Below are 24,830 nucleotides of genomic sequence, written 5' to 3'. Positions count from 1 at the left end.
CATACCCAAAGTTCACTTGCCCTTGAGCCATATTCCGGAATTGTCGAAAAAAGTTCTAATGATTTTGACAGATTTGCTGAAAAAGCCAAAAGCACTAATTATTAAGAAAACTTTATGAAAATTTCAGGTAATTTTGGAATCTCATTTCGCAAATGGGAAGGGAATTAGAAAATAATGTCGAAAAGTATCGAATGTTAAAAAAAGGAACGAGAAAAGAAGGGGCTTGATTGCAGTTATGAGTTGGTTCGCTACGATAAAGAAACGATTGGCGCTGCGCATCGCCGCCGTCGTTATGGTGGTCATCCTGCTGTTGTCGGCAGGCTACATATGGCTGCAAACCAGCAATGCGAAAACGGCGGCCGCCGAAGTGATTACGAGCTACGGGACGCGCATGGCCGACAGCTACTCCAAGCAGTTGGACACTTCGCGGCTGGAACAATTTTTGAAAAATCCGCAAGAAAACGACTTGTATTGGTCGCTTCGTCAGGAGATGGACCGGTACCGCACGCAAATTGGAGCTCTTTACGTATATTTTGTCCGGATCGACGAAAGCAAACGTCCGCTTATTATGATTGACGGACAGCCGAAGGATTCGGATTCCGCTTCGCCGATCAATGAAGTGACCGATATTCCTCCGGATGCGGTCGAGTCGCTGCTGGCCGGGAAAACGGCGAGCTCGGAGCTGATCGACAATCCGCAATACGGCAAATATATTTCTTCCTACGCGCCTATCAAACGTTCGGACGGCACAGTGCTTGGGGTCATCGGCATCGACACGGAAGCGGGAGTCATTGGCAGCATTGCAAGCAGCGTCATTCGTGAAAGTGTTCCGTATTACGTTCTGATGATTATAATGACGCTGCTGGGGCTTGGTTTGATCGTTTGGGTGCTGCTCCGTGCCTTCGAACCGCTGCGGCGTATCGTGTCCGGTGCGGAGCTTATTGCGGTCGGCGAGTTCGCAGAAGCGAACAAAATTCTTATGGAACGCCCGGTGAAGTCGGAAGACGAGATCGGGGCGATGTATCAAGCGATCGTCCAAATGTCGGTCAGCCTCAATGCGATTGTCGGACGCATGGTGTCTAATATCGCTCAAATGTCCGATCAATTGGTCGTTTCCTCCGATCGCTTTGCGACCGATGCAGGACATTTGCTCGAGATGAACACTCGAGTCAATAAGGCTGCCAATGAGGTTGCAGACGGGGCGCGTACGCAGCGGACGAGCTCCGAAGAAAGCGCTCGTTCGATGGAGGAAATTACGGTCACGATTCAGCGCATATCCGAAGCCTCGTTAACCGTTTCCGACGCTTCCTTGAACGCGCTGGAAAACGCGGAAGCGGGTCAAAGAACAATTGAGCGGATGGACCGCCAAATTCAAACGATTTCGTCGGCTACGGAGGAAGCTGTCAAACGCGTCTCTACGCTGCGCGAGTATTCGCGCGAGATTGAAGGCGCATTGGCAGCCGTATCCGAGATTGCGAACCAGACGAAGCTGCTGGCGCTGAACGCTTCCATCGAAGCGGCGCGCGCCGGCGAACATGGCGCCGGGTTTGCCGTCGTTGCGGGCGAAGTCAGGAAGCTGGCGGAAGACGCCTTCGGCTCGACGCGGCAAATTGCCGCATTGCTGCATAACGTGCAGAGCGAATCGCTTCGAATCAGCGAGGCGATGGAGGTCGGGGCCGAAGAAGTCCGAACGGGAGCAAGCTTATCCGGCGAAGCACAGGCGTCGTTCGCGAATGTAGTGGAGATGTTCCGGTTAGTCACCGAACAGATTCAGGATATTTCCGCCGCGACGGAGCAAATGACAGCCGGCTCGGAGGAAGTGTCCGCTACGGTAATCGAAATTTCGGACATCGCCAAGGCTACCTCGGACCAAACGCTGCACATCGGGGAGCTTACCGACAAACAGCTCGATATCGTGCGATATTTCGCCGATTCCGCCGCGCAGCTCAGCGGGATGACCCACCAGCTGCGCGAGTCGGTACAACAGATTAAAGTGTAAGTGAGTGTAAACGAAAGACGCCGTTCCTTTCTCTACGGAAAGTGACGGCGTCTTTTTTGGGGCGTGCTCATCAGAAATCGAAGTTGTCCGGATCCGGGCCGACCCGCTCATTCCGGTTCAAAGCGTCGATACGTTCCATATCCTCGGTTGATAATTGGAAATCGAACACCGATGCATTTTCAATGATGCGCTGCGCTTTCGTTGATTTGGGAATCGTGATGACGCCATGCTGCAGATCCCAACGCAGGATGATTTGCGCTGCGGATTTTCCGTAGTTGGACGCGATTTCGCCGATCACCGGGTTATCGAGCAGCTGCCCTTGCATTAACGGCGACCAAGCTTCAAGCTGGATACCCTGCTCGTTGCAGAAGCGGCGAAGCTCCTGCTGGGTAAGGCGCGGATGGAACTCCACCTGGTTAATCAACGGTTTGATTTCCGCTTCCTGCATCAAGTCTTCCAGATGATGAATTTGAAAATTGCTCACGCCGATCGCTCTGACCCGGCCATCGCGATACAAGCGTTCCAGCGCGCGCCAAGCTTCTTTATATTTGCCTTTTACCGGCCAATGGATCAAATACAAGTCGAGGTAGTCCAGACCCAAATTTTGCAGACTGGCTTCATAGGCGGCGAGCGTCGCTTCATACCCCAAGTCGGCATTCCAAACTTTTGAAGTTACGAACAGCTCTTCCCTTGCTATAGGATTCTCAAGTAAAGCTTGCCGGATTCCTTCTCCGACGCTTTTCTCGTTTGCATAAATTGCGGCCGTATCGATGCTTCGGTACCCGTGCCGAACGGCGGATTTCACGGCGTCTACCAGCTCGGAGCCTTCTTCGACTTTAAATACGCCAAGCCCCAACCAAGGCATGGCCACGCCATTGTGCAGTGTGATCTTGTCTTGTACATGTTGTGCGGTATTCATCGTTGAATGTACCTCCAATATATTAGTTGATGAAACATGATTTATGCTGCTGTGTTTAACCGATCTTTGCGGTGCGGACAGGGGGATCGGGTAATGCCGAATGCAAGCTCGCTGCTTCTTTCTTCTCCAGAGCGCGGCTCCACCCGGTCAGGATGACGGCTCCCATAACCATCAATGCGCCGACCCATGTCGTATGAATGAGTCCGATGGAATCGGCCACGACGCCGCCGAAGTAAGCTCCGAGGGCTATGCCGAGGTTAAACGCGGCGATATTGACGGCGGAAGCGACGTCGACCGCTTTCGGGGCAAAACGTTCCGCCAACATGACCACGTACACTTGCAGGCCGGGTACGTTCATAAAGGCCAGGAGCCCCATGAAGAAGATCGTGATGAGGCCTGCTATTTTGAACGGGGCGGTAAACGTGAATAGAATAAGGACGACGGCTTGCGCGATGAACATATAGAATAAGGCTCGAACGGGCCGGCGGTTGGCAGCTTTTCCGCCGATTACATTACCGATGGCAATGGCAATCCCGTAAACGAGCAGGATGGCGGCTACGGTCTTTTCCTCAAATCCGCTTATGTCGTGAAGTAAAGGGGATAAATAAGTAAAGACGACAAACGTGCCGCCGTATCCCAAGGCGGTAATGGCGAATACAAGCAGCAACCGCCCGTTCGTCAGCAGCTTGACCTGATCGCGCAGCATGATTTTGGCGCCTTCGCGCAGGTGGGAAGGTACCAGCACAAGATTGGCGACGAGCGCTGCGATACCGACCGCGACGATTGCGATAAAGGCGACGCGCCAGCCCCATTGCTGGCCGACGTAGGTGCCAATGGGCACCCCGGTAACGGTAGCGATCGTGAGACCGGAGAACATGATCGATATCGCGCTTGCTCTGCGATGTTCGGGCACGAGATCGGCTGCGATCGTAGAACCGATCGACATGAAGAGGCCGTGCGAAAAGGCGGAGATGACGCGCGCCGCCAGCAGTACGCCGATGCTGCTCGCGGCGGCGGCCAAGCTGTTGCCCGCAATAAAGACGATCATGATCCACAGAAGCAACGTTTTCCTAGAAATCTTTGCGGTTAGGGACGTGAGGAGCGGGGCTCCGATCGTTACCCCAAGCGCGTATAAAGTAACGGTTAAACCGGATGTTGTAACGGATATATGCAGGTCTTCAGCGATCAGCGGGAGCAGCCCTACGCTGATGAACTCGGTTGTTCCAATCGCAAAGGCGCTTACGGCGAGCGCCAGAAGCGCGAGCGTACTTCTATTTTGATCTAGTGACATGCGTTCCACTCCTATTGTGGTATTGCCGGCCGGCAAATGCTATTATGGGTCAATGAGAATGAAATGAACAGTACGTACTTTGTAGTGCTATAGGTACTCAGAAGTACTGTAGATACTTAAAAGTGCCTATCTTATACGGGAGGGACAGGCTGTGGCCGAGAAGAAATACAACATCTCTGTAGAAGCGACCCTGGAGGTCATCGGAGGGAAATGGAAGTGCGTGATCCTTTGTTATTTGACGCATGGGAAAAAACGGACAAGTGATCTAAAGCGCGGCATGCCCGGAATTACCCAGAAAATGCTGACTCAGCAGCTAAGAGAATTGGAGCAGGACGGGATCGTCAACCGGATCAGCTATAATCAAGTTCCGCCGAAAGTGGAGTACGAACTGACGGAATACGGTTGGAGCCTAAAGCCGGCATTGGATGCGCTATGCGCTTGGGGAGAGAAGCATATTATTAAAGAATACGGCGATAAATTCGCCGTATTGGAAGATAATGTGCTGAATCAGACGTGAATGCAAAATGGATGGAAACAACAGCAGCTTATGCGATAACAAATAGACCCGGTTTGCTTGAGCGAGTTACAAGCGAATCGGGCCTTTTTGCGTTAGACGAGAGCGGTGCGAACCGGACATGCAGGCACGGTTCAGCCGGAAACTTTTTCGGTTTGGCGTCTGGTTTGCAGCAGCGGAAGCAAGAGCAGCGCGCCGAGCAACAGCAGAACGCCGCTTGCCGCGTATACGGGCAACAAAGATAAAGCATCTTTCAGATAGCCGGCCAGCGACATGCCGATCACCATCATCCCCATAAAGACCGGCGTAATGGCGCCGCCGACCCTGCCTACAAACGCGCCTTTGGTATGATTCAATAGAAGCGTTTGAATGCCGATGTGTACGCAAGGGTAAAATAGGCCGTTCAAAATTTGCAGCAGAAACGTAAGCGGTATGCTCGTCGACCATCCGACCCCGAGGGTGCTAAGTGAACTGACAACTAAGCCCATGGCAAGCAGCGTTTGCGGCTTTAACTTCCTCGCGATCGCCATGATGAGGCCCCCGCCGACGAGCATGGCAGCGCCGTTTGCCATGAGCAGCCACTGCAGGAATGCTTTGTCCTGGCCCAAATTCTCCATGACAATAAACACTGCCAGCGGCTGAACCAAGCCGGCCGCAAGCCCGGCTACGGAAAAGACGATGCCGAGCGTTCGAAGTGCGCTGCTGTTCCACACATAACGCAGCCCCGCTGTCAACTCCTTTGTAAAGTCCGGCGTTTCCTTCGAATTCGCTTCCTCCGCATCGCGTGGGAGGGACATTAGGATCAGTGCAGAGCCGAAAAAAACGATTCCCGTCACGATAAGCGAAACCTCAATTCCATATTGTTGATACACGAATGTGCCTATGACCGGGCCGATGACCATGAAGATGGCCATGAGCGACTGGGACATCGCCATGACACGCTGCAGCTGCTCCGCGGATACATGCCGCTTATACAATTTCATCGCCGAAGGCTGCGAGAATTGGGATAATACTGCGGAAACAAACGTGCCTGCAAGCAAGAAATACCAAGATCCAAACGCAAGAACGCCGAGGACGACAAATACGGATAAAGCTGATAACAAATCGCACCAGACCATCGTTCGTTTGGGCTGCCACCGGTCGGCGAACGTTCCTCCGATAATGGCAAAAATAAAAATAGGCGCGAATTCCGCAATGGAAATAAGCGAAACATAATTGGGATCATTATGGGTCAAGTCGGTCACATACAACAAAATAGCAAAATTTCTGACCCAAATTCCAAGCTGCAAGAGTACGCGCGATAACAAAATAGTACGAACATAACGATTGTTTAACATCTGTGTGGCATCCTTTCAATGTAGTAGGTTAATAAACAGATATATATTGATATTGTCTATTAATACTTAGACATAATAAAACAACATCTAAGTTTTATCAAGATATTTTTCAAACAAAAAGCGAAAACGTTTGGAAAACGGCGCGAGATAGGCGCAAAAAAACCTGCATCCAAGAACGCGTCTTAAGCGTTCCTTGATGCAGGTTTCGTACTGTCGTTTTCTATAAGCTTTATTTGAAATTAATTTTATTTCTTTCTGCCATAAAAGACGGCGAAATCCAAATACTTATACATGCAGTCCACCTCATCAAATCCGGCTTGCTCCATCCAAGCGATTTGATCCGAGACTTTGGCGTTGATGTCGAGCTTTCTTCTCTCGATCGATGCGTCGATTGCTTCCTTCGCGAGCCCGCTGTCGTGAATAGACGTCAGCCAGCGCTGTCTATAGTACCGATCCGTGTGCGGATGGTTGCCTTCGACCTGGTCGGCATTGACGAATACGCCGCCTTCGATCAGAAGCCGATATACCGCGGCGAACAGCTGCCGTTTGGCCGGATGAGTCAAGTGGTGGATCGATAACGATGAGATGACGATATCGTACTTCTCGGCGAACGGATACTCGGAATAATCACCGACGATATACCGGATGCTGTCGTTTTGAGCAAACCGCCGGCGCGCCCCCTCCAGCATTTGATCGCTCACATCCATAAGCGTCAGCTTGGCGTTCGGGTATTTTTGCAGAACCATGCCGGAGAACAGCCCGGTGCCTGCGCCTAAATCTAGGATACGCGGGGCCGTGTTATCGGTCTCGACCAGCGACAACGCCATGCCGTAAAAATCGTCAAAGCAAGGGATCAACTGTTTTCGCTGCCGGTCGTACTCGCCGGCAATGGCGTCGAATAGCTTTTTGACGGATTGGTTCATCGATCTTGCCTCCCATTCGAATGTTAGTTCCATTGTAATGGTATGGCGCTTATCCATGAAATATATAAATTGTATTAACTTTATACATATGTCCTATAGACATACGTGCCGGCACATGGTTTACTAGCTTATTAGCTGTCATTTTCCATCAGATGTCCGAATCTCGCGAACGTGTCGCTTTACTCCGGATGATTGCGGGTATCGCTGCCGACAGCGTACGGCGTACTTACCCCTTCGTACGTCAGATGCATTGTCATGCCTACCGCCGCGTGGGTCAGATTATGGCAATGATCCATCCAAATGCCGGGATTGTCCGCGCGGAACGCCACTTCATAGGAATCCCCCGGCAGCACATCGAGCGTATCCGACCACCATGTTCCTTGAACCGGCTTGCCGTTGCGGGACAGGACCAGCATATGGTGGCCGTGCAAATGCATCGGGTGATCGACCGCGCCCCGGTTCACGATTGTCGTCTTCACCAGCTCTCCTTCGCGAACCATAAACATCGGCGTATTCGGGAACACTTCGCCGTTAATCGTGTACAAGGTTTCAAATGTCCCGTTGAAAAATCCCAATTTGTTATCTAAAATCATCGTAAACTGCCGGTCGAATTTGCTGTCGGCATCGAACGGCGTCGCCATTTGTCCGCCGTAAGCCGCCGGGTCGAAGGATGCCAAGGCAGTCGGGATTTCAGGGATACTCCCCGCGCCGTCGGAGCTCATGAACAGGCCGATTTTGCTTTTCGCGCCGACGCCGAGATAAACGGGCGTGCTTGGCATGACGAACGTGATATCGTAACGTCCGCCTGTCGTCAGTTCGAGACGCGTGTTCTGCAGCGTGCCGGGCTGATGCAATTCCGTCCCGTCGATCGCCGCGACCTGGAACGGCGCGCCGATCAGCGTATATTGCTGCCGCGACCAATCGTCCGTATTGATGAGCCTCAGCCGCACGGGGGTTCCCGGCGCGATGTTCATCCGCTCGATTTTATCGGAAGAGCCGATGGCTAACGTATCGTTCCAGCGGTGCGTAATGATCGTCACGTCCATCACCTTCGGATCGGCGCCGACCAGCGGCTCGACGACCAGCGGTCCGAACAGTCCTTTTTGCACGGCTTCTTTCGACTGCTGATGCGAGTGATACCAGAACGTGCCGGTCTGCTCCGCGATGAAACGGTACGTATGCGATTCCCCCGGCATGACGGCGTCCTGCGTGGCTCCGGCTACGCCGTCTTCGGCGTTCGGCACATCGAGGCCATGCCAGTGAATGGTTGCGCCTTGGTCCACATCTTTATTGATCAGCGTCACTTCGACGAGATCGCCCTCCTTCATGCGAAGCTCGGGGCCGGGGATTTGACCGTTGAACGTCCAGGCGTCAACCGTCTTGCCCGAGCTGAGCTGCACCGTTTTCTTCTCCGCCGTCAAAGTGAATTTCTTATCCGGAATGCCCGTACGGGGCCCGGTCAATTGCGTGACGGATACCGATGCGGCGGCCGTGCTTCCGCTGCCGGAAGTTTGGTGATGGCTGTGATCGTGGGACAGCGCGGTGCCGCCGCCGTAATCGACGGTCCCGGACATCATATCCATCCGGGCGGGCAGAACGCTGTTTTGCCTCGCCCAGTCAAACAAACCGATGCCAGCGGCAACGATGATGCCCAGCACGACAACGCTGCCCAGTAGCGACAGCCAAGGACGCAAGCGCACTTCCTTATCGGCGCGGCTGACTTGCCGCTTGCGCAGCGTATGCCGGATCCAAAGCGCGATAACCGCCAGCAGGAACGCGGCGACCGGAATCAAATGGATCCACAGGAATGGAAAGGGCGGTGCGAAAGCAAAATAAAAGGAAACGAGGGCGCCCAAGGCCGTCGCCTGAAACGGAACGATCAGCCCCGGATCCGCGGCCAGTCCCCGCACGGCCGGCGCAAGCGGTGCTTCCGGCGCTTCCGGCGCTTGCTTTGTTTCCTTGCGCAGCCGCAGGAGCTTCGGCACCGCGAGGAACAGGACAAGCAATACGGGAATGACGATCAGCGGCGCATGCACATATGCGCGGTCGTACCAGAACACCGCGTCCAGCGTATAAACCATACGGCCGATGACCGTTGCGATCCCCGCCGCGACCACGGTAAGCCAAACGGCCCATAGCGCCTGTTTGCCCGCTTTGCGGTGCAGCTTTGCTCCTTGGGCGTTGTAAACAAGACGCGAAGCTTTCATTCCTGCGATGCAGGCTAAAAGAAACAAAAGAAGCAAGCATCCGAGCTCGGTCATCATCAATATCGAATACACAATGAAATTCCCCCTGGTTATTGAACTTTACGTTAACCAGTGTAGCTTTCGGACCGCTGCGGCAACACCGTCCCGGGAACGGATTGCATCTGGACCTGAGACGGGGAACATCGCTCGACCCTCGGTGTAATCAGGCCGGGTGGCGGCGCTTCGACTTACATTCACGGCTTTTTTTGTGGTATTCTATATTGCGGATTATAAGTCAGCATAGACCGGGTGACAGGATGAACAAGCTGTTTTGGGTGAAAGCCAAATTATTATTTTCGGACAAGCAGACGAAATTGATTGTCTACGTGACATTATTCGTCTCGGCGTTTATAACGTCCGTCGGATTATTTTTATACGACAATTACAAGGACATATTGGACAACGAGCTGAACCAGCCGCACAATGAGCTTCTGCAAATTAATCTGGACGTAACGAACCGGGCTTTCCGCGAAGCGGACGAGCATGCCGTGAAAGTATCGTTCCATACGAACACGCTCCGCTACATTCGGGCGAATCCGCAGATGAAGCAGGAAAGCGCCGCGCTGCTTTCATCCTATTTGAATACGATTGCATTCGATGAGGACGTCCATTCCGTTTACGTGCTGGATGTGCGAAACAAGCAGCTTGTTTCGAGCGGCACGGCGGGCAGTCTTGATTGGGCCAACTTTCCCGATCAATCGTGGCAGCCTTGGGTGGAACCGATGCGAACGAAGCCGCTGCTGATCAAAAGACGGACGCTCGGGACGGAGGACAATACCGTACCGACGGAGCTGATTTCCTTGCTGCGGCCGATTATTGCGGATGGGGAATTTCTCGGCATCGTCATGGTGAATGTGGATTACGACCGGTTTTTTTCCAAAATATATACCCAATTGAAAACGCCGCAATATATTTTCAGTCTGGAAGGCGATCTCATTTATCCGAAGCTGAAAACGGAAGTGCCTCTGGAAGAGCTGTATAAGGCAATCGATTGGTTGGGCGTCCGTCCGTTCGGCGAAGTCAAACTTGAGGGTCAGTCTTACCTCGGAAACCAGGCTTTTTCAGATATGACGGGGTGGCGCTGGGTTTCGTTCATTCCGCTCGAACAATTGCTGAAAAACGTTAAGATGATTCGCGATATTATCTTTTTGCTGTCGCTCGCCTCCATTATTGTAGGGACTGCAGCTATTTTCATCTATAATTTTGCCGCCTTTAAGCCGATCAAACGGATCCGTCAGCTGATTGCAGCCAAGGCCCCTGCATCGTCAGGCTCCGATCTTCATGACTTGGAAGCGGTCGTGCAGAAGCTGTTGAAAGAATTCGACTCTCGCTCCTCCGTCGCCGAACGGAGCTTGCCCGAGCTGCGCTCCAAATATGTGCAAGACGTGCTTGAAGGCCGGATCGGTTCCAAAGAGCTTCAGGAGAAATGGGAGGCGTACTTTGCGCAGTGGTCGCACGAACCGATCGTTGCCGCGGCCGTATCCATCAATCGTTATTTGGAATGGTCGGAAACGTACAATGAAGAAGACCAGCTGCTGCTGCAATACGCGCTTATGAATGTTATGTCGGAGCTGATGGAGCCGAAGTGGCGCGTCCATTGCGTGCCGCTGGATAAGGAAAACCTGATGCTGGCCATTCAATCAAAGGAAGTCGGCTTGCCGGGGCTGGAATCGTCGGTTCAGGAAGATTTGAATGCGATGACGCAGACGGTCATGAAATATTTGCGAATGAGCCTTTCCGTCGGCATCGGGCAAGCGGTCGAATCGGTATCGGGCCTGGCGTCCTCGTTCGAAGAGGCGAAGATCGCTTTGGCAAACCGGCTGTACGAAGGCTACGACAAGACGATTCGATACGGCGAAGTGAAAGAGAGAGACCGTCTTCGCGATGCGGATGCCGAAGTCTGGAAGAGCGAAATCATCGGAAGCCTGGATAGCGCCGACATCACCTTGTGCAGGCAAGTATTGGAGCGATGGGCCCAATGGATACGCGAGCATCCGGCGGCGCCCGATTCGGTGTATACCTTCGTCGACGGAATCATCGAAGACGGTACCCGCATCATGATGGCCCGAGGTATCAGGAAACCGGCCGAACTGGACAATTACACCGAGCATCGGCTGAAAATGATGGACTTGGACGACGTGCAAGAGCTGCTGATCTACACGGCCGAAGCTGTCGTAAGTGGAACACAAATTCATAAAAGCACGAAGGAATATCAGCTCGCCAGACGCATCATCGGCTTCATCGAGGAGCATTTGCACGAGCCGATCGGCTTGCAGGATATCGCCGAATTCGTAAATCTCAGCACTTCGTCCGTCAGCAGCTTGTTCAAAATGGAGACCGGCTTTACGATATACGAATATTTGACCAAAACGAGAATCGACCACGCCTGCAAACTGCTATCGACGACGGATTTGAAAATCGCGGACATTGCCGTTCAAGTCGGCTATCAGAACGAGAACAGTTTCATTCGCAGCTTCCGCAAGCTCAAGTCGGTTACGCCCGGAAAATACAGAGAAGCGAACAAACAAGGAGAATTTCCCAGTTAAGGGGGAATTCTCTTTTTTGGCTATCGTCCAATCGTCCAAATCGTATGCAGATCGGCCAAAAGTGCTGTAATTTGTCGGATCTGCGTATCGTTTAGCGGAACGAATGATTGTCTGCGATGCACGGGCAACCTATACTTGGGAAGCCAACAGGCAAACGGCATGAACAAAAGCTTTCGTCTCGAAGGTATTCGAAGAAGATGCATTCTTGTCTTGTCTGAATTCTTATACAAAAATTGAAATGGGGAGTATCACTATGAAACATCAAAAATGGCGTACATTACTCGCTGCTTCCATGGTACTTAGCGTAGCCGCTCTAACGGCCTGCGGGGCAAAAACCGATTCGGCAGCAGGCGGGGCGCAAAGCAAAAAAGCCGACTTTCCTAAGAAAGCGGTTACGTTGATCGTTCCATATGCGGCCGGAGGCGGCACCGACGCAACGGCTCGGGCGCTTGCAAAAGCCGCGGAGAAGCATCTGGGACAACCGATCACGGTCGTCAACAAAACGGGCGGAGGCGGTGCCGTCGGTATGACGGAAGGCGCCAACGCCAAAGCCGACGGTTACACTGTAACGATGGCTACCGTGGAATTGACGACGCTGCCGCATATGGGCTTGTCCCCGGTAACGTACGAAAATTTCAAGCCGGTTGCGCTCATCAACTACGATCCGGCCGCAATTACCGTACGGGCGGACAGCCAGTGGAAGACGATGAAGGAATTTCTCGATTACGCAAAGGCGCACCCGGGCGAGCTGAAGCTGGGCAACTCCGGTACGGGAGCGATCTGGCATCTGGGAGCCGTCACGTTGGAGAAAGGCGCAGGCGTCAAGTTTAACCACATTCCATTTGAAGGCGCGGGTCCTGCCATTACGGCATTGCTTGGAGGACATGTGGACGCCGTTCCGGTCAGTCCGGCGGAAGTGAAAGCACAAGTCGATTCCGGCAAACTGCGAACGCTGGCCATTAACGATACGAAGCCTTCCGATGCGCTTCCAGGCGTCAAGACGCTGAAAGAGGAGACCGGCTTGACCGTCACTGTCGCCGGTACATGGAGAGGTATCGCCGTACCGAAGGATACGCCGGACGACATTGTAAAAGTGTTGACGGACGCGTTCACCAAAGGCGCGGGAGAAGCGGATTTCAAAGATTATATGAAGAAAAACGGGCTGGGCATCGAAATTAAAGATTCCAAAGCGTTCGGCCAGCATTTGAAAGAAAACAACGAGCTGTTCGGCAAGCTCATTCCGGAGCTAGGCCTCGGCAAAAAATAGCGGCAATTGGGCTGAGTGTTCAGCCCTTTTTTCTAACGGGGAGGATTCGTATGTTTAACAAGGTAGGCGTAGGGTTGGGCGGCTTTCTGCTGCTCGTGTCGGGCGTCATCTTCTGGCAATCGTTCTCATTCGAGTATTACAGCGACCTCGGCCCGGGCCCCGGCTTGTTTCCGCGCTGGCTAAGCGCCTCGCTTATCGTGCTTTCGGCGCTTTATATCATCGGTTCGCTTCGCAGCGAGCCGGTCAAATGGAGCGAAGTGCTGCCCAAAGGCAAAGATTTGCGTAACGTACTGATGGTTCTCGTATCGGTCATTGTTTTTATGCTGCTGCTGGACCCGGCGGGTTTCATCGCAGCGGGCTCCGTTATGTTAATGCAGCTGTTGATGCGTACGTATGCGTGGTACAAAGCGGCGGCCATCTCTGTGGGAACATGTGTATTGTTGTATGTGGCATTCAGTTTAGGACTCGATGTTCCGCTGCCGACCGGCGATTTATGGGATTGGATGGGGTGATGACAGCATATGCCGGCCTTTGATGTAATTGCACAAGGATTTGCTACCGCTTTTACTTGGTATAACTTATTGTATTGTTTGCTCGGCGTAACGATCGGTATGCTTGTCGGCGTGTTGCCCGGACTCGGTCCGACGACAGGGGTGGCGGTTTTGCTGCCGATTACGTTCGGGATGGAGCCGGTTTCGGCCATCATCATGCTGTGCGGTATTTATTACGGCGCCATGTACGGCGGCACGATTACTTCCGTGCTGATTAACACGCCGGGAGAGGCGGCGTCCGTCATTACATGTCTCGACGGCAGTCCGATGGCCAAGCAGGGAAGGGCCGGGGCCGCGCTGGGCATTTCGGGGCTCGGCTCCTTCATTGGCGGGACGGTCTCGATCCTCGGCTTGATTTTTGTCGGGCCGCCGCTCGCGCAATGGGCGTTGCGGTTCGGACCTCCGGAATTTTTTGCCTTGATGGTGCTCGGCTTGTCGACCGTCATCGGGCTGATGGGCAAATCGGTCATTCGGGGACTCGTATCCGCGTTTCTGGGACTAAATTTGGCGATGGTCGGCATGGACCCGGTGTCCGGTTCCGTCCGATTTACGTTCGGCCAAATGAATTTGATGAACGGGATCGATTTTGTCATCGTAGCGATGGGTTTGTTCGGATTGTCGGAAATATTGCTCGGCATTGAGAACATGGCCACCGCGGAAAAGCCGCCTAAAGTCAAGGGCATGCTGCCGCGAAAAGAAGAATGGTCGCCCAGCATGAAAGCGATCGGGCGGGGGACGGTGCTCGGTTTTTTGATCGGACTTATTCCGGGCACGAACTCGGTCATTCCGGCGATGCTTTCCTACTCGGTGGAGAAAAAAATGGCCAAAGACCCGTCGCGCTTCGGCAAGGGAGCCATCGAGGGCGTTGCCGGCCCGGAGACGGCCAACAATGCGTATTGCGGCGGAGCGCTGATCCCGCTCTTCACGCTGGGGATTCCCAGCTCGCCTACGATTGCGATCATTCTCGGCGCCTTCATGATGCACGGCTTGACGCCGGGACCGATGCTGTTCGAGCAGAACCCGGTATTCGTCTGGGGCGTCATTGCCAGCATGTTCATCGGCAACTTCATGCTCCTGATCATGAATTTGCCGCTTGCTGGCTGGTGGGCGAAAATTGCGATGGTGCCTCCCAAGCTGCTGTATCCTGTCATTCTGATCATCTCGGCACTCGGCGCGTACACGGCCAACAACAATCTGTTCGACGTCGGGATCATGTTCGCGTTCGGCGTGCTCGGCTACTTGATGAAGAAGGCGGACATTCCGATGGCGCCGATCGTGCTGACGTTCGTGCTCGGCAAGATGCTGGAAAGCTCCTTGCTGCAATCGCTTAAACTGCTCGACGGATCGTTCCTGGGACTGTTCCAGCGGCCGATTTCGGGCACGTTGCTCAGCCTGGCGCTGATCATCATCGTGTTCGGATTAATTTCGGGGCTTCGCAAAAAACGCAGCGGGTTTGCCGCTGATGTAGAAATGTAAGCGACGATTCAAGCGCTTGGCTGCAGTTGATTCATATGGGGATAAGGGCCTCTGTGCTCCTTATCCTTTTTTTTGCTTTGGCTCGACAAATAGCGAGTTTTTTCCAAAACATAAATTGACAATAAAGATATCGAGTCGGTACAATCTGATTATGATCGAGATAGGACTAATGGTACACGCGTACGTTACGATGGGATGAGGCAGACACTATGGACGAGCAATGGATCAAAAGCGCAAAATTTCTGATCGTAGACGACCAGGAGTTCAATATTTCGCTGCTGGAGCGAATTTTGCGGCGCGCGGGTTTTACCGAGCTTCACAGTACGACGGATCCGGCGCGGCTGGCTGTTCTTTATAACGAAATTCAGCCGGATATTATTTTATTGGACCTGCATATGCCGGAGATGGACGGTTTCGCCGCATTGAAGCTTTTGCGGGAATGGAAGCAGGAAGACGATTACTTGCCCATCCTTGTGCTAACGGCGGATGTGACGCCGGAATCGAAGCAGAAAGCGCTTCACGAAGGCGCCAACGATTTTCTTACGAAACCGTTTGATCGAACCGAGGTCGTTTTACGAATTCATAATTTATTAAAGACGAGATTTCTCCATCTGCAGCTCCACAACCAAAACCATCAGCTGGAGGAACGCATCCTCGAGCGTACGAAAGAGCTGGAGCAGGCGAAATTCGAAATTTTGGAGCTGCTTGGGCGCACTTCCGAGTATCGCGACGACGAAACGGGGCAGCACACGCAGCGGGTAGGCAAAATTGCCGGGAAAATCGCATTGGCGTTAGGGCTGCCCGAACACGAAGCGGAGCTTATTCAGCTCGCTACGCCGCTGCACGATATCGGCAAAATCGGGATCCCTGACGGCATCCTGCTGAAGCCGGGCCGGTTCACCCCCGAAGAGTTCGAACAAATGAAATTACATACGAGCATCGGGGCGAACATCCTCGTGGGCAGTCAGTTTCCGGTACTGCAATTGGCGGGAACCATTGCCGGCACTCATCATGAAAAATGGAACGGAACCGGGTATCCGCAAGGATTGAAACAGGAAGAAATCCCGCTCGCCGGGCGCATTGTCGCCATTGCCGACTTTTTTGACGCGTTGACGCATGAACGGCCGTATAAGAAAGCTTGGACACAGGAAGAAGCGCTTGCGGAAATCAGAAAACAGCGGGGTGAGCATTTTGATCCCACGGTGGTAGACGTGTTTCTGGCGATTATCGAGAACGGCGATCATTCATCAGAAAAGAGAGAGAAGGAGCCGGTATGAAAGCGATCGTTAACGGCTGCATCGAGCATTACGGCGAAGACATCGACTTAAAGCGGGACCATATGCCGGGTGGATCGTCGGCCCGATTTATATTGACGGAGCGGCGGTGAAAGGATTGGATGAGCTCGAAGTACTGCGCGGACAGCTTGAGCGAGAAAAAAAGGCGCGCCAAGCCGCGGAGCAAATCGCCGAACAGAAAACGCGCGAATACTTATACGCCAACCGGGAGCTTCGGGATTTGAACGATCAATTGGAACAATTGGTGAAAGCGCGCACGCAGGAGCTTTCCCAGGCGCACGATGAAGCCGTGAAAGCGAATCAAATCAAAAGCCAGTTTTTGGCCAATATGAGCCACGAACTGCGCACCCCGCTGAATGCGATTATCGGATACAGCGAAATGCTGAAAGAGGAAGTCGAGGAAATCGGCGAACAAGGTTTTGCCGACGATCTGGAGAAGATCAATTCGGCGGGGAAGCATCTGCTGTCGCTGATTAACGATATTCTCGATCTGTCCAAGATTGAAGCGGGCAAAATGGATCTATATCTGGAAACATGCATTATTCCGAATACGATTAACGACATCTTGACTACGTTGAATCCGCTAATTGAAGCGGGCGGCAACACGATGGAAGTCGACGTTCCGGAAGGCGCCATGCGTACGGACGTAACCAAGCTCAGACAAATTTTGTTCAATTTGCTCAGCAACGCCTGCAAATTCACCAAAAAAGGGACGATACGGCTATCGGCCGCCTACGAATTGAACGGGGGAACGCGCGGCATCCGGTTTACCGTCGCCGACACGGGGATCGGCATGACCGCAGAACAAATGGAGCATTTGTTCGAGGCGTTCAAGCAGGCCGATTCTTCGACCACGCGAAAATTCGGCGGCACCGGTCTGGGACTGACAATCAGTCAGAAGCTGTGCCGAATGATGGGCGGGGATATTTCCGTCGACAGCGAATATGGCCAAGGCACGATGTTCACGGTGTGGCTGCCGGCCATGACGGATGAGGCAGCGGCTCCGGAGCCGGCAGCGGATCATGCCGCCGTGTACTTGAAGGGAACGCCGACCGTCCTTGTCATTGACGACGATGCGGCGGCGCTGCAGCTTATGCAGCGTATTCTCGGCAAGGAAGAATGGACGGTGGCACTTGCGAGGAGCGGCCAGGAAGGCATTCGCCTCGCTAGGGAGCTGCATCCCGCGGTGATCTGCCTCGACGTGCTGATGCCGGGCATGGACGGTTGGGCTGTGCTGACGGCGCTGAAGAACGATCCGGAGCTCACGGACATTCCGGTCGTGATGATTTCCATGATGGATGATAAAAGCTTAGGCTACGCGCTGGGCGCATCCGAGTTTTTGACCAAACCCGTGTACCGGGACCGTCTGCTCTCCATTTTGGATAAATATTTGCCCGAACCTGATTCCAATTCCGTGCTCGTCATCGAGGATGACGTGACGACGAGTCAAATGATGACGAAAATGCTGGAGAAAGACGGCTACCGGGTTACCCGGGCCGGCAACGGGCGCATCGCGCTACAGTGCGTGGCGCAATCGGTTCCGCATCTGATCCTGCTTGATTTGATGATGCCGCAGATGGACGGGTTCGAATTCGTCACGGAGCTTCGCAAGCGCGAGGAATGGCGCAGCATTCCGATCGTGGTCATGACGGCCAAGCATATTACGGATGAGGATCGGCTGCGGCTGAATGGCTACGTAAAAAATATCGTGCAAAAAGGAAGCTTCCAGCGTGAAGCGCTGCTGAATGAAATTCGCTGCCTGATCGCCGGGTTGAACCAGGGAGATACGGGGGCGACGAAAGACGAATCGACCACTTAAGGGAGAGGGGAGTGCGGAGAATGTATAAAATATTGTTAGTCGAAGACAACGAAATGAATCGGGATATGCTGTCTCGCCGGTTAATGCGCAAAGGCTATCAAGTCGTTATAGCCGTAGACGGGCAGCAGGGCATCGATATGGCTAGGTGCGAGTCTCCCGATCTGATTCTGATGGATTTGAGCTTGCCGGTGATCGACGGCTGGGACGCGACGCGCCAGCTGAAGCAGTCCCCCGAGACGAAATCCATACCGGTCATTGCGCTGACCGCCCATGCGATGACAAGCGACCGGGAGAAAGCGCTGGATGCCGGATGCGACGATTTCGATACGAAGCCGATCGAATGGAACCGTTTGCTCGAGAAAATACAACAATTTTTGAAAGAAAGCTGAGCGAAAGCATGAATGATGCAGCAGGGAACCCGAAAAGGGAACCCTGCTTTTCTTCGTTTCCCATTGCTGATGGGCGGCAATGTTGCTGTTCCCCGGCTACTCAAGAGCCCGGGACGGATGGCGCCGCAGGGCTGCGCTTCCTTCCAAGCGCCAGCACGGGAGGGAACATGACGGCGGCGAGCGCGGCAAGGATGAAGAGGCAGAGCAAATACGAATCCGCATAATTTTGCGCCGTTGCTTGACGGACGCCGTCCGCGTACAAATGGCTCGCCGGCGAAGCGTCGGCGGCAGCGATGCTGCAGTCGGCCGGTACGGCGGACGAATCGCTGCTTCGCGCAAGCAACGGGTAGCATGCACGGAGCGTCTCGAGCACAGCGCCCCTCTGTTCGGCGGACATTGACGCATACGCCGGCATGCGCTGCTGGAGCTGCTGCGCTACTTGTTTGCCGACGCTGTCGGCGTGATGGCCTGTCGCATTCAGCCAAACGATGCCGATCAGCCCCGTTCCGATCGCAAATGCCACCTGCATCCCGGTCGTCAGTATGCCGGAAGCCGAACCGATATGGCTGCTCCGGACTTTGGAGAGCACGATGTTCGTAAGCGGAGCGGCGATGAAGCCTTGACCGAGGCCGAGTACGGCCAATGCGGGAACCCATACGGAGCCGCCGGGCAATATCCCCGTCGCATGAACCGAGAGCGCCAGCGCAAGGAAGCCGGCGACCGTAAGCGTCGTTCCGAGCGTCAACACGTGCGGGCCGAGCCGGGCGGAGGCTCTGGATGAAAGCAGCGACGCGGCAAAATAGCCGAGGCCCATCGGCAGGATGACAAAGCCCGCTTGCAGTGCCGTCAAGCCGAGCCCGCTCTGCAAAAAGTAGGCGGTGACGAGGAAAAAAGCCGCTTGCGAGCACATGAGCAGGAAGACGATCATCATGCCTACCGTGAACATCCGTTGGCCGAACAGCTCCACGTTCATAAATGGGATATGACCGTGGCGAAGCAGGCGCTTCTCATACCAGGCGAATGCGGCGAGCATGGGAACCGAGAGGATAAGGCTTGCGATCAAGCCGATCGGCCAGCCTTCCTTTTGCCCTTGGACCAGTGGATATACGAGCATGAGCAGTCCGATAGCTACGAGCAGCGCGCCGGCCCAGTCCAGCTTGGCGCTTTCGTCTGCTTTGGATTCGCGAATGGAAGGAATCATGAACAGGAGCACAATGCCGACCGGCACGTTAAAGAAAAAGACGGTTCTCCAATCCAACCCCCCCGGATTGAGCTGGAGCAGCAGCCCGCCGATCACTTGGCCCGTCGACGCCGCGATCCCTTGAGCTGCGCCGTACATCCCGAAGATGGCCCCGCGTTTGTCCGGGGGATAGTTGACCTGGATGAGCGACAGCACCTGCGGCGAGATCAATGCGGCGCTCAAGCCTTGAATGATCCGGGCGACGATCAGCATCGTTACGCCGGAGGATATCCCGCACAGTACCGACGATACGGTGAATCCGGCTACGCCGAGCAGCAGCATTCGTTTGCGCCCGAACCGGTCGCCGAGGCGCCCGCCGATAATAAGCGAGATGGCAAAGGCGAGCGTGTAGCTCGCAATAACGAATTGGACGTCGGAAAACCCGGCGTGCAGCCCGCGTTGAATCGAAGGGGTCGCTACGTTGACGATGAAAATATTGGCTACCGACATGAACACGGACAGCAGCATGACCGCGAGCATCAAACGAGGCTTTCGGCCCGCATCCTCCGATACGGCGGGCTCATGAAGCACTGCGGACTTGGCATATGTGGACATCGTGCATTCTCCTTTGCACCCCGATAATATGTTCTGTAATCCGCTCCGGAACCGATTGACAGAGTGACGGGACGTTTTATAAAATTAGAGAGACCGTTCTGTCTCATTTCCAGAATTATGATACAGACAGATCTGTCTCGTGTCAATACGCATTTTCAAAAATATGGAATGGGTTGATGAGATGGTGGAAGGCGTAAAGAAGGAATCGGCCAAAGAACGCATTTTGCGCGTAGCGGCGGATTTATTTTACCGGGAAGGCATACGGGCCGTAGGCATTGACCGGATCATAATGGAGTCCGGCGTGGCCAAGGCCAGCTTTTACCGCAACTTTGCAACGAAAGATGAGCTGATCGTCGCCTATTTGGAATACCGCCATTCGCTTAGCATAGCTAACGTGGAGCATGCGAAGCGCAAGCATCCGGATTCGCCGATAGATCAATTGAACGCGCTGGTCGAAGGCTTGGCGGAACGTATGGGGAAATATGAGAACCGGGGCTGTCCGTTTCTAAATACGGCGGTCGAATTTCCCGATACGGATCATCCGGGTTACAAGAAAGCGGTAGCGTGCCGTGAGGAACTGTGGAACATTATTGAGGCGATTGCACAGCAGGCCGGAGCGCGAGATCCGGTGGAGCTTGTCGCGCATATACGCATGCTGAGCAGCGGCGCGATTATGATCTCTTATATGAACCGAACGAGCCAATCGGAATCGTTTCTCGGCGCAGCGCGGCTGTTGATCGAGAGGCAGTTCGCTTAAATCGGCTTTTTGGTTCATACATGGATCGCCACAAAAAGGGAATCCTGTTAATTATGCCCGTCAAATCAATCGGATCGCACGGAGGGAATTCATGAACACGTTTGCCTATTACAATCCGACCCGGCTTTTTTTCGGAAAAGACACACTGGATCATCTTCTCACGCATATCCCTTCCTACGGCAAGAAAGTGCTGCTTGTCTATGGGGGAGGCAGCATTAAGCGAAATGGAATTTATGATCGTGTCATCAGCCTGCTCACTCGTCAGAACGCCGAAGTGCACGAATTAAGCGGCGTCGAACCGAACCCGCGCCTTTCAACGGTGCATAAGGGAGTTCAGCTTTGTCAAAAACAGGGCATACAGTTTATTCTCGCCGTTGGCGGAGGAAGCGTCATCGACTGCGTGAAGGCGATCGCCATCGGAGCGAAATATGACGGCGATGTGTGGGATATTATTACTCGCAAGGCGACGGCTCAGGATGCGCTGCCGTTTGGAACGGTGCTTACTTTGGCGGCTACCGGATCGGAGATGAACTCCGGCTCCGTCATTACGAACTGGGAGACGCAGGAGAAGTATGGCTGGGGAAGTCCGCTCGTTTTTCCGAAGTTCTCCATTCTGAATCCGGAATTCACGTTCTCGGTTCCGAAAGACCAGACGGTATACGGTATGGTCGATATTATGTCGCATGTGTTCGAGCAATATTTTCACCATACCGGCAACTCGCCCGTACAGGACGGATTTTGCGAAACGATCTTGCGCGTCGTCATCGCCACCGCACCGAAACTGGTCGACAACCTCGAACAATTCGAGGCACGCGAAACCATTCTGTACAGCGGCACGATGGCCTTGAACGGAACACTGGCGATGGGCGTCCGCGGCGACTGGGCGACGCATAATATTGAGCACGCGGTGAGCGCCGTTTACGACATTCCCCATGGCGGCGGGTTGGCGATTTTGTTCCCTAACTGGATGGAGCATGTGCTGGATTCCGGCGTGTCCCGGTTTAAACAGTTCGCGATTAACGTCTTCGGCATCGATCCTGCCGGAAAAAGCGACCGGGAGACGGCGCTGGAAGGAATTCGGGCACTGAGGTCTTTCTGGTCTTCCATCGGCGCTCCAAGCCGCCTTGCGGACTATGGGATCGGCGACGATAAGCTGGAGCTTATGGCTGACAAGGCGATGGTGTACGGGCCTTTCGGGAACTTCAAGTCGCTTCAACGCGAAGACGTGCTCGCTATATACCGTAAGTCGCTTTAATGGGTGAAAGATAATGCTATTCAAAGCCGGGCGGCGGCAGCACGGGAAACGCTTGCTCCAGAACACGCGCGTACTGCAGCAGTTTGGCTTCTTGCAAGGGGGCGGCGATCAGCTGAATGCCGATAGGCAGCCCGCCGCTCGAGAGGCCGCATGGAACGGAAAGGGCAGGGAAGCCGACAAGGTTGAAAATATTCGTAAAGCGATTGAAATTGCCGTGTCTGGGGACGGACTTGCTGCCTGCGCTCATATTCGATTGACCGAGAAGCGGCGTCGTTACCGGCATCGTCGGCGTGATCATCACATCGATGTGCTCAAACGTTTGCTCCATCGAGCGCCGAAGTCGTTTGCGAACTTGATCCGACGATACGTAATCGAGGCCGGAGTATTTGCGTCCGCTTTCCATCCGCCGCCGCACGTCCTCGCTGTACGGCGATTGACTGTCATTCAGCCACTTGTCATGAAAAAGCAGCGATTCCGACTTCGCGATGACATTCATCGCATACGAACCTTCCTGCAGCTCCGGAATCGGACCGCACTCGCGTAGGGCTGCGCCGGATTGTTGGAGCACATCTACCGCTTGCAACAGCCGGGCTATGATTTCCGGTTCGGTATCCCGTAAAAAGGAATCTGGTCCGATGGCAATCGAGCCGCCGTTCACAGGCTCGTCCAGGCATCTCATATAATCCTGAGCATTCGTCTGTACACTGTTCGGATCGCGCGGGTCGTAGCCGCTCAGCACATTCATCATCAGCGCAAGGTCGCGGACGGATCGTGCCATCGGACCTACGTGGTCCAGCGTAGGCGCCATTGGGAGAACGCCGTACATGCTCACCACGCCGTATGTCGGTTTTAACCCGTACACGCCGCAGCATGCGGAAGGAACCCGAACCGAACCCCCGGTATCGGAGCCAACCGTAACCGGCGTTAAGTCCGCGGCTACGGCGGCCGCGCATCCTCCGCTCGAGCCTCCCGCGGACCGCGTGACGTCCCAAGGGTTCAGGCATGCGCCATAGTGCGGGTTTTCCGATGTGGCGCCCCACCCGAATTCGTACATATTGAGCTTGCCTAGCAGCAGAGCGCCTGCCTGTTCGAGCCGCTGCCACAAGGCTGCGTGTTCGTCCGGGACGAACCCTTCCAAAATTTTGGAGCCGGCGGTTGCCCGGGTTCCGGCGGTACAGATGAGGTCTTTGATCGCTATCGGAATTCCGTGCAACATACCGGGCTCGTGGCCACGGGTCCATTGCCCGTCGGCTTTGCGGGCCGCCTCCCGTGCAGTTTCTTCGCAAACTGTTATAAAAGAGCGGAGCGTTGGGTCAAGGGCTCGGATGCGTTGCAAATATGATTCGAGCAATTCTGTACAAGACAATTCGCGGCGTCTCAATCGGCCGATCAACTCCGTAGCATCAATACGCATGTTTTTAGAAAGCCCCCATCCACTTTTTTTAATCATTGTAATATGGTAATAGATGGGGATCAAAACAATTAATAGATCAAACCGATCTGAACTTACGATTCATATATTCCATTATTTTCCAAGAGAATGATTACCTATACGGTATAAATTATTCAAAACAAACATTTGCTTTAAAGCGGCTATGCCCTATACTGAGTACATACGAAATTTTACTAAAGTAAAGGGATGGGGAACGTTGAAATTCAGACCTTGTATCGATCTGCACCAGGGGAAAGTGAAACAAATCGTCGGGGAGACGCTGAGCGACAACGACCAGGCCGTCGTCGAGAATTTTGTATCGGAACACAGTCCTGCTTATTATGCGTCTACGTTCAAGCGGGACGGGCTGTTAGGCGGGCATGTCATTATGCTGGGAGGCGGCAACGAGGCTGCCGCACTGGAAGCGCTGCAGGCCTATCCGGGCGGCCTTCATATCGGCGGCGGAATTACGGCGGATAATGCGACGTATTATTTGGACCGAGGTGCGTCGCATGTTATCGTGACTTCCTACATCTTTCGCGATGGCGAACTGAACATGGATCATCTGGAACGTATCGTTTCCACCGTCGGAAAAGAAAAGCTTGTGATCGACTTAAGCTGCAAGGAAAAAGACGGTAAGTGGTACGTCGTTACCAACCAATGGAAAACGTTCAGTAATTTTGAATTAAACAAACAAAATATCGAGATGCTTGAAACCTATTGCGACGAGCTGTTGATTCACGCCGTCGACGTGGAAGGAAAGCGCACGGGCATCCATGAACAGCTCGTTAAGCATTTGGCGGAGTGGGTGTCCATTCCTACGACGTATGCCGGCGGGGCGCGGTCCATTGAAGATCTGGAATTGTTTGACCGGATTACGCAAGGCAAGCTCGACATAACGGTTGGGAGCGCTCTTGATATTTTCGGAGGAAAGCTGCCTTATCGGCAAGTTGTCGAATATTGTAACGGGAAACAGGAAAAATTGCCGGGGAAATAATCCGGCTGAACTAGAAAAGCAG

Annotated in this window: 19 protein-coding genes; 12 read left to right on the top strand and 7 right to left on the bottom strand. The window is 53.7% G+C overall.

Annotated features, from left to right (window positions below):
* The first annotated feature begins 235 nt into the window (after positions 1-235).
* Positions 236-1,999, top strand: a complete 1,764-nt coding sequence (locus tag ACFQI7_RS07315) for a methyl-accepting chemotaxis protein (RefSeq protein WP_218098607.1) — start codon at positions 236-238, stop codon at positions 1,997-1,999.
* Positions 2,000-2,069: 70 nt separating this feature from the next.
* On the opposite strand, the gene ACFQI7_RS07310 is transcribed toward ACFQI7_RS07315, so the two are convergent.
* Both ACFQI7_RS07310 and ACFQI7_RS07305 read right to left on the bottom strand, forming a co-directional pair.
* The gene (locus tag ACFQI7_RS07310; protein ID WP_218098606.1) at positions 2,070-2,918 is read right to left on the bottom strand and encodes an aldo/keto reductase; all 849 of its coding nucleotides are present in this window, start codon (positions 2,916-2,918) and stop codon (positions 2,070-2,072) included.
* Positions 2,919-2,973: 55 nt separating this feature from the next.
* Positions 2,974-4,209, bottom strand: coding sequence for an MFS transporter (locus tag ACFQI7_RS07305; RefSeq protein ID WP_218098605.1), 1,236 nt, complete (start codon positions 4,207-4,209; stop codon positions 2,974-2,976).
* 151 nt (positions 4,210-4,360) lie between these two features.
* Between ACFQI7_RS07305 and ACFQI7_RS07300 the strand changes: the two genes are divergently transcribed.
* Positions 4,361-4,726 carry a winged helix-turn-helix transcriptional regulator gene (locus ACFQI7_RS07300; protein WP_218098604.1) on the top strand — a complete coding sequence of 122 codons (366 nt, stop codon included), beginning with the start codon at positions 4,361-4,363 and terminating at the stop codon, positions 4,724-4,726.
* A gap of 131 nt (positions 4,727-4,857) precedes the next feature.
* Here ACFQI7_RS07300 and ACFQI7_RS07295 read toward each other — a convergent pair whose 3' ends face one another.
* The 3 genes from ACFQI7_RS07295 to ACFQI7_RS07285 form a co-directional block, all read right to left on the bottom strand.
* On the bottom strand, positions 4,858-6,060 hold the full coding sequence (locus tag ACFQI7_RS07295) for an MFS transporter (RefSeq protein ID WP_218098603.1): 1,203 nt from the start codon (positions 6,058-6,060) through the stop codon (positions 4,858-4,860).
* 245 nt (positions 6,061-6,305) lie between these two features.
* Positions 6,306-6,983, bottom strand: coding sequence for a class I SAM-dependent methyltransferase (locus ACFQI7_RS07290; protein WP_218098602.1), 678 nt, complete (start codon positions 6,981-6,983; stop codon positions 6,306-6,308).
* 179 nt (positions 6,984-7,162) lie between these two features.
* Positions 7,163-9,262, bottom strand: coding sequence for a multicopper oxidase family protein (locus ACFQI7_RS07285; protein ID WP_230414861.1), 2,100 nt, complete (start codon positions 9,260-9,262; stop codon positions 7,163-7,165).
* Between the two features lie 224 nt (positions 9,263-9,486).
* On the opposite strand from ACFQI7_RS07285, the gene ACFQI7_RS07280 reads away from it, so the two are divergent.
* The 7 genes from ACFQI7_RS07280 (at position 9,487) to ACFQI7_RS07250 (ending at position 18,572) form a co-directional block, all read left to right on the top strand.
* Positions 9,487-11,775 carry a helix-turn-helix domain-containing protein gene (locus tag ACFQI7_RS07280; RefSeq protein WP_218098601.1) on the top strand — a complete coding sequence of 763 codons (2,289 nt, stop codon included), beginning with the start codon at positions 9,487-9,489 and terminating at the stop codon, positions 11,773-11,775.
* Positions 11,776-12,028: 253 nt separating this feature from the next.
* A complete protein-coding gene (locus ACFQI7_RS07275; RefSeq protein WP_218098600.1) occupies positions 12,029-13,042 on the top strand; it encodes a tripartite tricarboxylate transporter substrate binding protein in 1,014 nt (337 codons plus the stop codon).
* A 50-nt stretch (positions 13,043-13,092) separates the two neighbouring features.
* Positions 13,093-13,554: a tripartite tricarboxylate transporter TctB family protein gene (locus ACFQI7_RS07270; protein WP_218098599.1), complete on the top strand. Its 462-nt coding sequence runs from the start codon at positions 13,093-13,095 to the stop codon at positions 13,552-13,554.
* 9 nt (positions 13,555-13,563) lie between these two features.
* Entirely contained in the window at positions 13,564-15,069 is a 1,506-nt protein-coding gene (locus ACFQI7_RS07265; protein ID WP_218098598.1) for a tripartite tricarboxylate transporter permease, read from the top strand.
* A 209-nt stretch (positions 15,070-15,278) separates the two neighbouring features.
* Positions 15,279-16,346, top strand: a complete 1,068-nt coding sequence (locus tag ACFQI7_RS07260) for an HD-GYP domain-containing protein (RefSeq protein ID WP_218098597.1) — start codon at positions 15,279-15,281, stop codon at positions 16,344-16,346.
* A 115-nt stretch (positions 16,347-16,461) separates the two neighbouring features.
* Positions 16,462-18,183 (top strand): ATP-binding response regulator, encoded by a 1,722-nt coding sequence (locus tag ACFQI7_RS07255; protein WP_377516733.1) that lies wholly within the window; start codon positions 16,462-16,464, stop codon positions 18,181-18,183.
* A 20-nt stretch (positions 18,184-18,203) separates the two neighbouring features.
* A complete protein-coding gene (locus ACFQI7_RS07250; protein WP_218098595.1) occupies positions 18,204-18,572 on the top strand; it encodes a response regulator in 369 nt (122 codons plus the stop codon).
* Between the two features lie 100 nt (positions 18,573-18,672).
* Here ACFQI7_RS07250 and ACFQI7_RS07245 read toward each other — a convergent pair whose 3' ends face one another.
* Positions 18,673-20,367: an MFS transporter gene (locus ACFQI7_RS07245; protein WP_218098594.1), complete on the bottom strand. Its 1,695-nt coding sequence runs from the start codon at positions 20,365-20,367 to the stop codon at positions 18,673-18,675.
* Positions 20,368-20,506: 139 nt separating this feature from the next.
* On the opposite strand from ACFQI7_RS07245, the gene ACFQI7_RS07240 reads away from it, so the two are divergent.
* Together ACFQI7_RS07240 and ACFQI7_RS07235 are read left to right on the top strand one after the other, a co-directional pair.
* A complete protein-coding gene (locus tag ACFQI7_RS07240; protein ID WP_230414858.1) occupies positions 20,507-21,124 on the top strand; it encodes a TetR/AcrR family transcriptional regulator in 618 nt (205 codons plus the stop codon).
* 91 nt (positions 21,125-21,215) lie between these two features.
* Positions 21,216-22,379 carry an iron-containing alcohol dehydrogenase gene (locus tag ACFQI7_RS07235; RefSeq protein WP_218098593.1) on the top strand — a complete coding sequence of 388 codons (1,164 nt, stop codon included), beginning with the start codon at positions 21,216-21,218 and terminating at the stop codon, positions 22,377-22,379.
* A gap of 16 nt (positions 22,380-22,395) precedes the next feature.
* Here the strand turns inward: ACFQI7_RS07235 and ACFQI7_RS07230 are convergent, their stop codons facing one another.
* Entirely contained in the window at positions 22,396-23,793 is a 1,398-nt protein-coding gene (locus tag ACFQI7_RS07230; RefSeq protein ID WP_218098592.1) for an amidase, read from the bottom strand.
* A 235-nt stretch (positions 23,794-24,028) separates the two neighbouring features.
* On the opposite strand from ACFQI7_RS07230, the gene hisA reads away from it, so the two are divergent.
* Entirely contained in the window at positions 24,029-24,808 is a 780-nt protein-coding gene (gene hisA / locus ACFQI7_RS07225; protein ID WP_218098591.1) for a phosphoribosylformimino-5-aminoimidazole carboxamide ribotide isomerase, read from the top strand.
* The last annotated feature ends 22 nt before the right edge of the window (positions 24,809-24,830 follow it).

Source organism: Paenibacillus allorhizosphaerae (assembly GCF_042659105.1).
Taxonomy (GTDB): domain Bacteria; phylum Bacillota; class Bacilli; order Paenibacillales; family NBRC-103111; genus Paenibacillus_G; species Paenibacillus_G allorhizosphaerae.
Note: the sequence above shows the minus strand (reverse complement) of the source record. Positions and strands in the feature narration are given on the sequence as shown.